This is a genomic window from Shewanella sp. FJAT-51649, assembly GCF_019457435.1.
Taxonomy (GTDB): domain Bacteria; phylum Pseudomonadota; class Gammaproteobacteria; order Enterobacterales; family Shewanellaceae; genus Shewanella; species Shewanella mangrovisoli.
Window position 1 is genome coordinate 1,983,943 of the sequence record NZ_CP080411.1, and the last position, 12,708, is coordinate 1,996,650.

The 12,708-nt window shown below is 47.2% G+C and carries 14 protein-coding genes; 10 read left to right on the plus strand and 4 right to left on the minus strand.

Features of this window, described 5'->3' with window-relative positions:
* Nucleotides 1-18: 18 nt before the first annotated feature.
* The 5 genes from odhB to K0H59_RS08955 all read left to right on the plus strand — a co-directional run bounded on the left by odhB (nt 19) and on the right by K0H59_RS08955 (nt 4,703).
* Entirely contained in the window at nt 19-1,215 is a 1,197-nt protein-coding gene (odhB, locus tag K0H59_RS08935) for a 2-oxoglutarate dehydrogenase complex dihydrolipoyllysine-residue succinyltransferase (RefSeq protein ID WP_011622415.1), read from the plus strand.
* A 118-nt stretch (nt 1,216-1,333) separates the two neighbouring features.
* Nucleotides 1,334-2,500, plus strand: coding sequence for an ADP-forming succinate--CoA ligase subunit beta (gene sucC / locus K0H59_RS08940; protein ID WP_011622416.1), 1,167 nt, complete (start codon nt 1,334-1,336; stop codon nt 2,498-2,500).
* Complete coding sequence (sucD, locus tag K0H59_RS08945) at nt 2,500-3,372, plus strand: succinate--CoA ligase subunit alpha (RefSeq protein ID WP_011622417.1); 873 nt, start codon at nt 2,500-2,502, stop codon at nt 3,370-3,372. The genes sucC and sucD overlap by 1 nt, the downstream gene beginning before the upstream one ends.
* Before the next feature lie 379 nt (nt 3,373-3,751).
* Nucleotides 3,752-4,159: a nucleoside diphosphate kinase regulator gene (gene rnk, locus K0H59_RS08950; protein WP_086904046.1), complete on the plus strand. Its 408-nt coding sequence runs from the start codon at nt 3,752-3,754 to the stop codon at nt 4,157-4,159.
* 46 nt (nt 4,160-4,205) lie between these two features.
* Nucleotides 4,206-4,703, plus strand: coding sequence for a GNAT family N-acetyltransferase (locus K0H59_RS08955; protein WP_220055284.1), 498 nt, complete (start codon nt 4,206-4,208; stop codon nt 4,701-4,703).
* Nucleotides 4,704-4,794: 91 nt separating this feature from the next.
* Here the strand turns inward: K0H59_RS08955 and fur are convergent, their stop codons facing one another.
* Nucleotides 4,795-5,226: a ferric iron uptake transcriptional regulator gene (fur, locus tag K0H59_RS08960; RefSeq protein WP_011716738.1), complete on the minus strand. Its 432-nt coding sequence runs from the start codon at nt 5,224-5,226 to the stop codon at nt 4,795-4,797.
* Nucleotides 5,227-5,482: 256 nt separating this feature from the next.
* On the opposite strand from fur, the gene cobB reads away from it, so the two are divergent.
* The 4 genes from cobB (at nt 5,483) to corA (ending at nt 8,383) form a co-directional block, all read left to right on the plus strand.
* Nucleotides 5,483-6,226: a Sir2 family NAD+-dependent deacetylase gene (gene cobB, locus K0H59_RS08965; RefSeq protein ID WP_220055285.1), complete on the plus strand. Its 744-nt coding sequence runs from the start codon at nt 5,483-5,485 to the stop codon at nt 6,224-6,226.
* Nucleotides 6,227-6,259: 33 nt separating this feature from the next.
* Nucleotides 6,260-6,709, plus strand: a complete 450-nt coding sequence (locus K0H59_RS08970; protein WP_220055286.1) for an ATP-binding protein — start codon at nt 6,260-6,262, stop codon at nt 6,707-6,709.
* 237 nt (nt 6,710-6,946) lie between these two features.
* Nucleotides 6,947-7,309, plus strand: a complete 363-nt coding sequence (locus K0H59_RS08975) for a hypothetical protein (RefSeq protein WP_220055287.1) — start codon at nt 6,947-6,949, stop codon at nt 7,307-7,309.
* 126 nt (nt 7,310-7,435) lie between these two features.
* Nucleotides 7,436-8,383 (plus strand): magnesium/cobalt transporter CorA, encoded by a 948-nt coding sequence (gene corA, locus K0H59_RS08980; protein WP_011716742.1) that lies wholly within the window; start codon nt 7,436-7,438, stop codon nt 8,381-8,383.
* Between the two features lie 83 nt (nt 8,384-8,466).
* On the opposite strand, the gene K0H59_RS08985 is transcribed toward corA, so the two are convergent.
* Nucleotides 8,467-9,729, minus strand: a complete 1,263-nt coding sequence (locus K0H59_RS08985; RefSeq protein ID WP_220055288.1) for a DUF3391 domain-containing protein — start codon at nt 9,727-9,729, stop codon at nt 8,467-8,469.
* A 116-nt stretch (nt 9,730-9,845) separates the two neighbouring features.
* On the opposite strand from K0H59_RS08985, the gene K0H59_RS08990 reads away from it, so the two are divergent.
* Nucleotides 9,846-10,541 carry a 2OG-Fe(II) oxygenase gene (locus K0H59_RS08990; RefSeq protein ID WP_220055289.1) on the plus strand — a complete coding sequence of 232 codons (696 nt, stop codon included), beginning with the start codon at nt 9,846-9,848 and terminating at the stop codon, nt 10,539-10,541.
* 18 nt (nt 10,542-10,559) lie between these two features.
* Here K0H59_RS08990 and K0H59_RS08995 read toward each other — a convergent pair whose 3' ends face one another.
* Both K0H59_RS08995 and K0H59_RS09000 read right to left on the minus strand, forming a co-directional pair.
* Entirely contained in the window at nt 10,560-11,909 is a 1,350-nt protein-coding gene (locus K0H59_RS08995) for a sensor histidine kinase (RefSeq protein ID WP_220055290.1), read from the minus strand.
* Nucleotides 11,900-12,574, minus strand: coding sequence for a response regulator (locus K0H59_RS09000; RefSeq protein ID WP_041412604.1), 675 nt, complete (start codon nt 12,572-12,574; stop codon nt 11,900-11,902). The genes K0H59_RS08995 and K0H59_RS09000 overlap by 10 nt, the downstream gene beginning before the upstream one ends.
* Nucleotides 12,575-12,708: the final 134 nt, after the last annotated feature.

Sequence of the window (12,708 nt, forward strand, 5' to 3'; positions counted from 1 at the left end):
AAAAAAGGATCGTTTTTCATGAGTATCGAAATCAAGGTACCCGTACTGCCAGAATCTGTTGCCGATGCAACTATCGCCACTTGGCACGTAAAAGTGGGTGAGCAAGTTTCTCGTGATCAAAATCTGGTTGATATTGAAACTGACAAAGTCGTACTGGAAGTGGTTGCACCAGAAGATGGTCACATCGGTGAATTCCTGTTCCAAGAAGGCGATACCGTTCTGGGCGAGCAAGTGATTGCTAAGTTCATCGCGGGTGCGGTTTCTGGTCAAGAAGTGACTAAAGCCGAAGCCGAAGCTGCTGCACCTGTTGCCGCTGCTGCGACTGAAGAGTCTAACGATGCATTAAGCCCATCAGTACGTCGTTTACTGGCTGAGCACAATGTTGATGCGAGCAAAGTGAAGGGCACTGGTGTCGGTGGCCGTATCACTAAAGAAGACGTTGAAGCCTTTATCAAGTCTGCGCCTAAAGCGGCTGCAGCTCCAGCGGCTCCTGCGGTACAACCACTCGCTGCTGGTCGTAGTGAGAAGCGTGTTCCAATGACACGTTTACGTAAGACTATCGCTAACCGTTTATTAGAAGCGAAAAACTCTACTGCAATGCTCACGACGTTCAACGAAGTGAACATGAAGCCAATCATGGATATCCGCAAGCAATACCAAGATATCTTTGAAAAGCGCCACGGTATCCGTTTAGGTTTCATGTCTTTCTACGTGAAAGCGGTAACTGAAGCGCTGAAACGCTTCCCAGAAGTGAACGCGTCAATCGATGGTGACGATATCGTTTACCACAACTACTTCGACGTCAGCATCGCAGTATCGACGCCTCGTGGTCTGGTCACCCCAGTACTGCGTGACACCGATACCATGAGCCTGGCTGATATCGAAAAAGCAGTACGCGATCTGGCGATCAAAGGCCGTGATGGCAAGCTGACTGTGGCTGATATGACTGGCGGTAACTTCACTGTGACTAACGGTGGTGTATTCGGCTCGTTAATGTCTACCCCAATTTTAAACCTGCCACAAAGCGCGATTTTAGGCATGCACGCCATTAAAGACCGCCCAATGGCAGTCAATGGTCAGGTTGAAATCCTGCCCATGATGTACCTAGCTCTCTCATATGACCATCGTATTGTCGATGGCCGTGAGTCAGTTGGCTTCTTAGTCGCCATTAAAGACTTCTTGGAAGACCCAACTCGTCTGCTACTTGACCTATAATCTAACGCGCTAAACAATAAAGTTTAGCCTGTTAGTTAAAGACAAGCGTCAGACATACCCTCGTGACTGGCCCCGTGGGGCCAGTTGGATTTGATTAGAAGTATACGGATAGATCATCATGAATTTGCATGAGTATCAGGCAAAATCCCTATTTGCCGAATATGGTTTACCAGTGTCAGAAGGTTTTGCATGTGATACAGCCCAAGAAGCTGTAGAAGCGGCAGGCCGTATTGGCGGAAATTTATGGGTTGTTAAGTGTCAAGTACACGCAGGCGGCCGCGGTAAAGCGGGTGGCGTTAAAGTCACTGGCGATAAAGAAGAAATCAGAGCCTTTGCCGAACACTGGTTAGGCAAAAATCTGGTGACTTATCAAACAGATGAGAAAGGTCAGCCGGTTGCTAAAATTTTAGTAGAAAGCTGCACCGACATCGCTAACGAACTGTACTTAGGTGCAGTAGTTGACCGCGCTACCCGTCGCGTAGTGTTCATGGCGTCAACTGAAGGTGGTGTTGAGATTGAGAAAGTGGCCGAAGAAACGCCAGAACTCATTCACAAAGCGATCATCGATCCATTGACTGGTCCTCAACCATACCAAGCACGTGATCTTGGCTTCAAACTGGGCTTAAACCCAACTCAAATGAAGCAATTCACCAAGATCTTCATGGGTCTGGCGACTATGTTCGTTGACCACGATTTCGCTCTGCTGGAAATCAACCCACTGGTTATCACCACTGAAGGTAACCTGCACTGTTTAGACGGTAAAATTGGTATCGATGGTAACGCACTGTTCCGTCAACCAAAAATCAAAGCAATGCACGATCCATCTCAAGACGACGCCCGTGAAGCTCACGCTGCAATGTTCGAACTGAACTATGTTGCGCTGGACGGAAACGTAGGTTGTATGGTGAACGGTGCTGGTCTGGCGATGGGTACTATGGACATCGTTAACCTGCATGGCGGCAAGCCAGCTAACTTCCTCGACGTAGGTGGTGGCGCGACTAAAGAACGTGTTGCTGAAGCATTCAAGATCATTCTGTCTGACAGCAATGTTAAAGCCGTTCTGGTTAACATCTTCGGTGGTATCGTACGTTGTGACATGATCGCAGAAGGTATCATTGGCGCTGTTAAAGAAGTTGGCGTTAAAGTTCCAGTTGTAGTGCGTTTAGAAGGTACTAACGCTGAATTAGGCCGTGAAGTATTAGCTAAATCAGGTCTTGATATCATTGCAGCTAACAGTCTGACTGATGCGGCTGAGCAAGTAGTTAAAGCTGCGGAGGGCAAATAATGTCTGTATTAATTAACAAAGATACCAAGGTAATCTGCCAAGGCTTTACCGGTGGTCAAGGTACTTTCCACTCTCAACAAGCTATCGATTACGGTACGCAAATGGTGGGTGGTGTATCTCCAGGTAAAGGCGGTACTGAGCACTTAGGTCTGCCAGTGTTCAACACTGTGAAAGACGCTGTCGCTGCGACTGGTGCAACTGCTTCTGTTATCTACGTTCCTGCTCCTTTCTGTAAAGACGCTATCCTCGAAGCTATCGACGGTGGTATCGAGCTGATCGTATGTATCACTGAAGGTATCCCAACACTGGATATGCTGGAAGTGAAAGTGAAGCTAGAAGAAACTGGCGTTCGCATGATCGGTCCTAACTGCCCAGGTGTTATCACTCCAGGTGAATGTAAGATTGGTATTATGCCAGGCCACATCCACTTAAAAGGCAAAGTGGGTATCGTTTCTCGTTCAGGTACGCTGACCTATGAAGCGGTTAAGCAAACTACTGACGAAGGTTTCGGCCAATCTACTTGCGTAGGTATTGGTGGTGACCCAATCCCAGGTACTAACTTCATCGACGTATTGGAAATGTTCCAAAACGATCCACAGACTGAAGCCATCGTGATGATCGGTGAAATCGGTGGTACTGCTGAAGAAGAAGCGGCGGCTTACATCAAAGCTAACGTGACTAAACCAGTTGTGTCTTACATCGCGGGTGTAACTGCTCCTGCTGGTAAGCGTATGGGTCACGCGGGTGCGATCATCGCTGGCGGTAAAGGTACTGCTGCTGACAAATTTGCTGCATTAGAAGCAGCGGGCGTGACAACTGTCCGTTCGTTAGCGGATATCGGCAAAGCGCTGCGTGCTAAAACGGGTTGGTAATCTAACCGTTAACACACGAAAAGGCGCCTAAGGCGCCTTTTTTATTGCGCGTCTGTTAGCGAGTGCCGAGCAGTAAAGTGTGAGAGTGGGCAAAGCTCACACCGCGCAGGCTAGCATTTTTATTTACAAAGGGTTAGATTGGGCCTCTCTACCAAGCGTCATCACCTGATTGACGTGTGAATGCATTAGTAGAGCCACAACCCTAAGCCCTGCGCTTATGGCACCACGGCTGTTCAGCAATAAATCTTGTACTTAATTACCACGCGATTGCGGCATTAAGCTGCGAGCGTATTTTTATATCGGTTTATCCCATTGGGGGAGGATAGGCCAGCACAGATGTTTAACCCTAAGGGACATCTATTTACACGAGGGAAAGACTGTGAAAACACCAAAGATCATTATTTCAGAAATCGATTTAGAAAGACTCGAGCGTCTGTTGGAGTCATTACCGGCGAACGCCTTCCCAGGGCGCGCGGCATTGGAGGCGGAACTCGACCGAGCCGACATTGTGCCCGCAGCGCAAATGCCCGGTAATGTGGTGACGATGAATTCTGAAGTGAAATTTAGCGTGTCATCCAGTCAGGATACCTTCTGCTTACGGTTAGTCTATCCCAAGGATGCGGCAGGTGAGGGCACCATTTCTATTCTCGCTCCCGTGGGCAGTGCCTTATTGGGCTTATCCCAAGGGGATGAAATCGAATGGCCAGGCCCAGGTGGCTCAATGGTCAAAGTGCGTATCGAAGAAATCGTTTATCAGCCAGAGCGTAGCGGTGACTTCCACCGTTAATCGCGCTGGATATTAGTGTGTAGAGGGCAATATGAAGGAAGCCAAAATGATTATACAAACAGAGCGTTTAATACTCAGACCATTTACCGAGCAGGATATCGATGCCCTCTATTTGATGAACAGTAACCCAGCGATGTTGAAATATATTCCAACCGTGCCTTTTACCGATCGTGAGCAGGCACGGGAGCTGTTCCATAACGTGATTTCACAGGATTATCAGCAGCGTGGATTTGGTCGCTGGGCGGTGGAGCATAAAGCCGATAATAAAGTGATTGGCTTTTGCGGACCAAAGTTTATTCCTGAATATAACGAAGTCGAAATTGGCTATCGCTATTTCCCCGAGTATTGGGGCAAGGGGATTGGTACCGAAGCTGCTCAAGCGGCAGTTAGCGTGTTCCCGCAGTTTGGTATTACGCAAATCATTGCCTTGATCCTAGAGGGTAACATTGGCTCTGAAGGCGTTGCTAAACGCATAGGCATGCATTGGCGTGAACCGAGCGAGTTTATGGGGCATAAAGTGAATGTGTACGCAAAGGTGCTCTAACAGCGCCTGAGTGTTTCAATAAAAAACCAGCCTAGATGGCTGGTTTTTTATTAGGCCTGTCTGGTTGATATCCAGATTGAGCTAAATCTGCTTACTCGTCGTTATGATCGCACTTATCGTTAGTGCAATGACCGTACAAATATAAGCTGTGGTTAGTCAGTTTAATGTTGTACTTGCTGGCGATCTCGTCTTGGCGACGTTCAATCACTTCGTCTGAAAACTCAATCACTTTGCCGCAAGAAAGGCACACTAAGTGATCGTGGTGGTGTTGAGTCGATAACTCGAATACCGCCTTGCCACTTTCGAAGTGGTGGCGAGATACGATACCGGCATCATCAAACTGGTTTAATACACGGTAAACTGTTGCTAGACCAATTTCTTCACCTAAATCGAGCAGTTTCTTGTATAAGTCTTCTGCACTGATATGTTGGTTTTCAGGTCCTTGCATCAGTTCGAGGATCTTGACTCGTGGCAGGGTGATTTTCAAACCGGCTTTTTTGAGCGCTTGATTTCCATCTGTCATTGCTAATCTCTTGATTGCAGAACCAATAGGTTCATCCGTGGATAGTGAATGCCATTATAGGGGGTCAAATTAAAAACTTAAACCTTTGTTCTAGCTTTATGGGTCTATATGCAGATAAATTGTGTCACTTAGCGCGAAATTGCAATAAATTGCGGCAATTCAAGCATAGTTTTTGTAAGGTTATACCAAGGAATAATGTTCACGACGCGCAAATGTCGGGACAATGGACAGAATAATTACAATAAAAGGAAGCGGTATGTACCAGCATATTGTGGTGTTAACTGGCGCGGGCATTTCTGCCGAATCGGGATTACGTACCTTTCGCGATCAAGATGGTCTATGGGAAGAGCATCATATTGAAGACGTGGCCACTCCCGAAGGTTATGCCCGCGATACCGAACTGGTTGAGCGATTTTATAACAGTCGTTGGGAGCAATTGCACAGTGGCGCCGTGATGCCCAATGCGGCGCATCTGGCGTTAGCTAAGCTAGAAGCGGAATTTGCAGGGCAATTATTGGTCGTGACTCAAAACATCGATGACTTACATGAAAGGGCTGGTTCACGGCGCTTATTGCACATGCATGGCGAATTATCTAAAGGTCGCTGCCCACGCTCGCGTCAAACCTTCCTATTAAGAGAACCCTTCGGCCCCAATAACTGTTGTACCTGCTGTATTCCGGCGCAACGATTACGCCCCCATGTGGTGTGGTTTGGTGAAATGCCGCTGGGGATGGACAGAATTCACGATGCGCTCGATAACTGCGATTTGTTTATCGCCATTGGCACCTCGGGTACTGTGTATCCGGCGGCAGGGTTTGTCGATACGGCCAATCATCATGGCGCGCAAACGGTGGAAGTTAATTTAGTCACACCCGACAGACACAGCCAGTTCCAATATCATTTAACTGGTAAAGCGGGGGAGTTGGTGCCTAAATTGGTCGATACCATACTCGCAGGTAAAGTGATTGGCTCCGATTTAGCCGAGTCTAATCTGATTTAACTGGGCCGATTTAAAACAATGAGCAGCGAGCGTATGACGCAAAAACTGGCGATTATTATGCGGGGATTACCGGGCAGCGGTAAATCCCATTGGGTCGAGCAGTTTGTTGCTAATCTACCGTTAGAAGAGGCGATTCGCGTTCGCCAAGGCGGAATTTTTTCGACCGATAGTTTTTTCTACGAAGGAGAGAAGTATCGATTCGATGCCAAAAAACTCTCCGAATATCATCAACGTAATTTAACCGCGTTTATTCACGCGCTCAGTAGCGCTCAGCCCATTGTGATTTGTGACAACACTAATCTTTGCCGCTGGGAATACATGGCCTATGAGGCGGCAGCGAAAGCTTTAGATTATCAAGTGCGTATCGTACTGGTGGGCGAGCCTTTAGACCGCGCGCATCAACAACTGTGCGCCGAGCGTAATCGTCATGGAGTGCCGCTAAATCAAATACGGCGTATGGCCGCGCAGTTTGAGGCATTCTAGGGCGCCTCATCTGCCGCTGTGTAGATGCATAGCGTGTCATCGCTTTGTATTGACTCGACTTTCAATTGACTCGATTTTCTCAGTTAAGTGATAAGTTGTTATCTTCTGCTGTTAGCCTGATATTGAAATATGCGGTTATACAGTCGTGATATTGTGTTGCATAAGCTTGATCTTAATGACAGTTTCGCATTTCAATGTCGATTATAATCAGCTAAGTCCCGCCCTCTGGAGTGTTCCTTGTTAACAAAACTGCTGCTCACCTTAGCCGTTATCATTATGGCGATTTTACTGCTGACCAACCGGCGTCCTAAGCAGGCGTCTGCCACTTCGGTGGATTTTCCGCCGATGCAGAGTCTGTGGCGCCGTTACGGCATGCGGGGCGCATTTTTACTGCTGGGGCTGAGTCTTTTAAGCTACAGTGTGTGGTATTGGTACGATCAACATAAAGTCGTGACTGTGACGATAGTATCCCCTGCAGGGGTGTTATCCGGCGTGTACAAGGCGCGTAAAGGGGATATCTCTGAGGCCAAAATGGTGACGGTTGAGGGCGTACATATTCGCTTTTCTAATGCGGAGCGGCTGGAAATTCTCGAAGACTAACACAGATTTATTTTATGAATTTATCGCTCCCGCCTTTTCATTACTAAGTTATGCGTTAAACTAGCGACAATTTTTTAGCCTGCACTTAAGTGGACTTTTTAGCTTAAGTTTTTTTCAGGAGGACACATGATTACTGCCTATGTCTACGAAAACCGTCAACTGACGGTCACTGAGATTAACACACAAGACAGTATTCCGGCGTCGACCATATGGTTGGATCTCTATAAACCTGATGATGCAGAGCGAGAATGGTTAAGTCGTTTTTCCGTTGAAGAAGTGCCCGACGAAGAGGATATCAACGAGATTGAGGCCTCGGCGCGTTTTTATCAAAACAGCGACGGCTTACATATCAATTCGTTATTCCCCCAGCGGGTGGGACAAGACGTACGTGGGGTGAACGTTTCCTTCAACTTGCGGACGAATTTCCTGTTGACCATACGTGAGGAGGATGTCGGCCTTATCCGTTTGTTGCGTAACTATTTACGTTTAGGGCGACTCGAAGTCTCAACCCCGCAGGAATTGTTCCTCGAGCTGTTTAACCTCAAAGTGGATTACCTCTCTGACTTGATTGAGGATGTGTATACCGTGCTCGAAAATGTCGGTGAGCAAGTGTTCGACAGCGAAGAACTCGATGATGTGTTCAAGCTTATTACCTTGCAGGAAGACTCCAACGGTAAAATTCGATTGAGCTTGCTCGATACCCAGCGCTCACTGCGTTATATGCAGCGCTACTACCGTGGCCAATTGTCCGATGAACATTTGAAAGACTTACGGGAAATGCTCTCGGATATCGAGTCGTTAATGCCCCACAGTCAGTTTATCTTCGATAAGTTAAACTTCCTGCTCGATGCCGCCATGGGTTTCAGTGGCTTACAGCAGAATAAGATCATTAAAATCTTCTCGGTTGCCGCTGTGGTGTTTCTGCCGCCCACCTTGATTGCCAGCAGCTACGGGATGAACTTCCATGGTATGCCTGAGTTAGGCTGGCAATATGGTTATCCGATGGCGATCATGATGATGCTCGCCAGTGCTGCGGGTACGTATTTCTTCTTTAAACGTAAGCATTGGTTGTAATAGACATTCAATGATTTCGAAAGAGACAAAAAAAGCCGGAGTCACTCCGGCTTTTTTATTGGGCAAATGAATCTCTTTATGGATTATTTACGACTATCACCGCCAAAGTAGTAGCTCACGCGCTCGCGAGGATTGAGGTACTCGTGTACTTTTTCGGGCAGTGCGGCGGGCGGCAGACAGCGGACTATCGTTATCCCTTCGACTTCAAGATCGACAATCGGCGCCTGATCTTTGGGCACCAGTGCATCATACACAAGGATTTTCGGGCAAAGCAGTTTTTGTAGATTGACCGACATCACCATGGCATATTGACCGCTCGACAGCTCCACCACGCTCCCGGGTGGATAAATGCCGAGCATTTTGATCATCTTACCAATATATTCCTGATTTAATTTGGTTTTGTACTGCTTGTATAAATAGCCCAAGGCGGCATAGGGCATACGCGCTTTGCCCTGATTACTCGGATAACAAAGCGAGTCGTACTCGTTCACTACGGCCAATAGTTGGGAAATTTTATCCAGATCTGCTTCCTTTAACCCTTTTGGATAACCTGTACCATCGAGAAACTCATGGTGATTGGTAATAGGAGGCAAGGCGGCTTCAGGGAAGTTATCGGCCAGTTTAAGCAGTTCAATCCCCAGCAGCGGATGTTGTTTAATAAAGTTCAGCTCTGGCGCCGACCATGGTGTGGTCTTTTTCAAAATTTGCGGCGGCACTTTGAGTTTGCCGACATCGTGAAATAATGCACTTAAGCCGACCAATTCGATTTCGCTGCGATCCCATTCCATCTCTTTGGCGATGAGCATAGAGAGAATGGCTACGTTTAATGAGTGGTAGTAAATGCTTTCATCCTGTTTGGCATCGCTCATTAAATGCAGGACTAGGTTATCGGAGGTTAACAATTGCTCGACAATGGTATGGACTAAATCCTTGGCATCATCCACGGCATTGAGTGGTCGATTGCGAAGCTTAGCAATAAGACTGCGCATCATAGCTACTGAGCGGGTAAAGTTTTGCTCGGTTTTATGGATATCGCGGCGCAGCTTTTTTTGCACTTCGATTTGCTCGGCCTTGTATTGATCCATGTCGTTTTTTAACACATTGATCTCGGCCGTCGGCGGCAATTTTATTGGATTAACGGCATCTGGATTTAAGGGGGTGGTTTCACTGCGCTCTAAATCGACAATCACGAATTCGATGCCCAGATTTTTAATGAGCTCAATCTGCGCAGCTTGTTTGATGTGAAAGCTACTGAATAAAAAAGGGTGATCTTTCCAGGCCACGGGCAAACGCACAAAATTGCCGACCTGTAATTGATGGACTGAGACTTTACAGCTTTTTTTCATATTCTTGTTATCGTGAAGCCAATGGGGTTATTTTATATCAATGATGCAGCTTTACAATTACTTAACTAACGTGTCAGCATAGTAAGGGTAGAAAATAGCCGAAGCACTGAGCATATATGGACTTTATTGAAGTATACCCTAATGCGTTACCCTATGACCTATGTGATCGTCTCATTCTTGCATTTGAACAACATGCCGGTGTGGTCGATGGTCAAACGGGTAATGGTGTCGACCTCGAAAAGAAGATCAGCCGCGATCTCACCTTAGATAATTTTGCCGATTTACAACCCATCAAGAATGAACTGTTATCTTATACCCTAAAGGGCACAACGGATTATTTTACTAAGTATTCGATGGCCCTAATGGGCGCGGTGGCGGTTTCTGTGAGTGACGAGCAAGGGCAAGCGGTAACCTTAACGCCGAATAATTTTGAGCGCCTCGGCAAGCCAAGAGCCGAAGCATTAGTCAAATATTTATATCGCAGTGGTAGCATCAATGTGCAGAAATATCAGCAAAATAAAGGCGGATATCCCCACTGGCATTCGGAGCAATTTCCCCAACTAAACCACAATGAGGCGCTGCATCGTGTCGTGCTGTATATGTTTTATTTAAACGATGTGGAAGAGGGCGGAGAAACCGAGTTTTATTACCAGCAGCGTAAGATTTCGCCAAAGAAAGGTACTATGGTGATTGCGCCCGCAGGTTTTACCCATTCCCATCGCGGCAATATGCCGATCAGTAACGATAAATATATTGCCACGTCATGGGTAATGTTTAACCGCGCCGAGCAGTTATACGCAGTATATGCTTAATAGCCTGAGACCTACTACTTAGATTGGGATGCGAATGCGAAAGCGCGCGCCCTCTAAGTGGCTTTCTTCAATGCTGAGTTCGCCGCCATAACTGCTGACAATCTCATCACACACGGCTAAGCCAATGCCTTGGCCTGGAGATTGGGTGTCGGCTCTCACGCCCCGTTGAATGATTTTTTGGCGCAGCTTCTCTTCAACCCCTGGTCCGTCATCTTCGACGATTAATTCAAAATCACCTTGATCCGTATAACGGGCGCTGACCTGAACTTGGCTGATACACAAACGGAAGGCATTTTCCATCAGGTTGCCACATAGCTCCATCAAGTCGCCCTTATTGCCCGGGAATTGCAGGTTTGTGGGGATGTTAGCCTTAAATTGCACCTGTTTTTCGCGGTAAATTTTAAATAACATCTGCGCGAGTTGATCGACTAGCGGGGCGATGGCGGTGTGTTCCTGCTTTAAGCCTTGGCGACCCAACATGGCACGTTTAAGTTGATATTTAACCAGTTGATCCATTTGGCTTATCTGTTCCATGATTTTTTCATTGGCAGATTGTTTACTGAGACTCGTGTCATCGGTAATGGCATGAACGGCGGCAAGACGGGTTTTTAGGCTGTGGGCCAGATCGTTCATCGCATTTTGATAGCGTTGCTGTTGCGCGCTTGATTGTTGTAAGAGTTGGTTAAGGGCTTGAGTGACCCCTTCAAGCTCAACAGGGTAACCTTCTGAAAGCGATTTCGTTTTACCTTGGTTAATCGATTGCAACTCATTTTGCATTCGTACCAACGGACGCATCCCCCAATAAGCCGCACTGACCAGCAGGATCAGCGCGAGGGCGAGCACCATGGCCAAACGTATATAGGTGCGTTTACTGAATTTGCTGTATTCCTGCTCGAGTTTGGCGGCATCCTTCATCACCAGCAGGTTGTAATGTACTCCCGCAATTTCGACCGCGAGTAAATACACGAAGTAACCTCTGTCATCGGCCATGGTCAGGTAATAGGGCGGTGAGTCGTTGCGGATTTCGTTGAAACGTTCGCAGGTATCAAACAACCCTCGGTCAACGGCGAGGGAAGAGGTCCACACCTGTTTAAATTTTTCATCGCAGCTCGCCATCACATAGCGTTCTTGCTTGTTATTTTCCTCCAACCAGGCGCTGGTATCGGGGATCAAGTCATGTTCCCTCAACTCGGCGGCGACTTGGGGGATCTCGGCGATCAGCTGTGCAGTTTCTTCGTTGTAGCTATTTTGCGCATGCAGAATATTGACCATCCATGCAAGGCCAAATCCGACTAAGGTGATGATTGATAATGAGGTGAGAAACATCCGCGTGAGCAGACGTTTCTTCATTTTGAGTCTTAATTGCATGGCAGATTGAATTTATAACCTTGGCCACGGATGGTCACAATAGGGTTGTCGATACCATCGCGGGTAAGTTTTTTACGTAGACGGCTCACCATGACCTCAATGGTGTTCGGATCGCCTTCTTTGTCGCCGTAAATCACATCCAGTAGCCGCTGTTTGGCGACGACTTCATGGCAATGGCGCATCAAATATTCCAAGATGAGGTATTCGAAAGCGGTGACTTCCATGACTTCATTCGCAAGGGTGACCTGTTTAGCGGCAAGATCGAGTTTTAACTCACCACTGGTGATAACGGGTTTAACAAAGCCTGCGCTGCGTCTGACTAAGGCGTCGAGTCTGGCAACCAGTTCTTCTTTCTGGAAGGGTTTCACTAAATAGTCGTCGGCACCCGCGTTGAGGCCTTCAACTTTATCTTGCCAGTTAACTCGGGCAGTTAGGATTAAGATAGGCGCCTTAACGCCTTCTTCACGTAATTGTTGGATAAGGCTAATGCCGTCCTGATCGGGTAAACCTAAATCGACGATGGCCACATCGATGGGATAGTTAGTCGCTTGGAAGAAGCCTTCCTTGGCGGTGAGGGCGACTTGGACTTGGTTGCCCAAATCGCTTAACTGTACTTTTAGATGGTGGGATAAAATAAGATCATCTTCAACAACCAAAATTCTCATAATTCTCATGCCTTAAAGTCGACTGGGCTCAGTGTACGCAAAATATACGCGGGAGCCAAATATTGTCTTATTTTAGCCAATGGCAACTTAACCTCGGCTGACCAAGCTAAAGCAGTGGCTAAAATAAGTACTAA

Excerpts from the sequence above, each read along its gene's own strand:
- K0H59_RS08995 (WP_220055290.1), bottom strand. The coding sequence starts at position 11,909 with ATGCAATTAAGACTCAAAATGAAGAAACGTCTGCTCACGCGGATGTTT.
- cobB (WP_220055285.1), top strand. The coding sequence starts at position 5,483 with ATGTACCAGCATATTGTGGTGTTAACTGGCGCGGGCATTTCTGCCGAA.
- odhB (WP_011622415.1), top strand. The coding sequence starts at position 19 with ATGAGTATCGAAATCAAGGTACCCGTACTGCCAGAATCTGTTGCCGAT.
- sucC (WP_011622416.1), top strand. The coding sequence starts at position 1,334 with ATGAATTTGCATGAGTATCAGGCAAAATCCCTATTTGCCGAATATGGT.
- K0H59_RS08990 (WP_220055289.1), top strand. The coding sequence starts at position 9,846 with ATGGACTTTATTGAAGTATACCCTAATGCGTTACCCTATGACCTATGT.
- K0H59_RS08970 (WP_220055286.1), top strand. The coding sequence starts at position 6,260 with ATGACGCAAAAACTGGCGATTATTATGCGGGGATTACCGGGCAGCGGT.
- sucD (WP_011622417.1), top strand. The coding sequence starts at position 2,500 with ATGTCTGTATTAATTAACAAAGATACCAAGGTAATCTGCCAAGGCTTT.
- fur (WP_011716738.1), bottom strand. The coding sequence starts at position 5,226 with ATGACAGATGGAAATCAAGCGCTCAAAAAAGCCGGTTTGAAAATCACC.
- K0H59_RS08955 (WP_220055284.1), top strand. The coding sequence starts at position 4,206 with ATGATTATACAAACAGAGCGTTTAATACTCAGACCATTTACCGAGCAG.
- K0H59_RS09000 (WP_041412604.1), bottom strand. The coding sequence starts at position 12,574 with ATGAGAATTTTGGTTGTTGAAGATGATCTTATTTTATCCCACCATCTA.
- K0H59_RS08985 (WP_220055288.1), bottom strand. The coding sequence starts at position 9,729 with ATGAAAAAAAGCTGTAAAGTCTCAGTCCATCAATTACAGGTCGGCAAT.
- corA (WP_011716742.1), top strand. The coding sequence starts at position 7,436 with ATGATTACTGCCTATGTCTACGAAAACCGTCAACTGACGGTCACTGAG.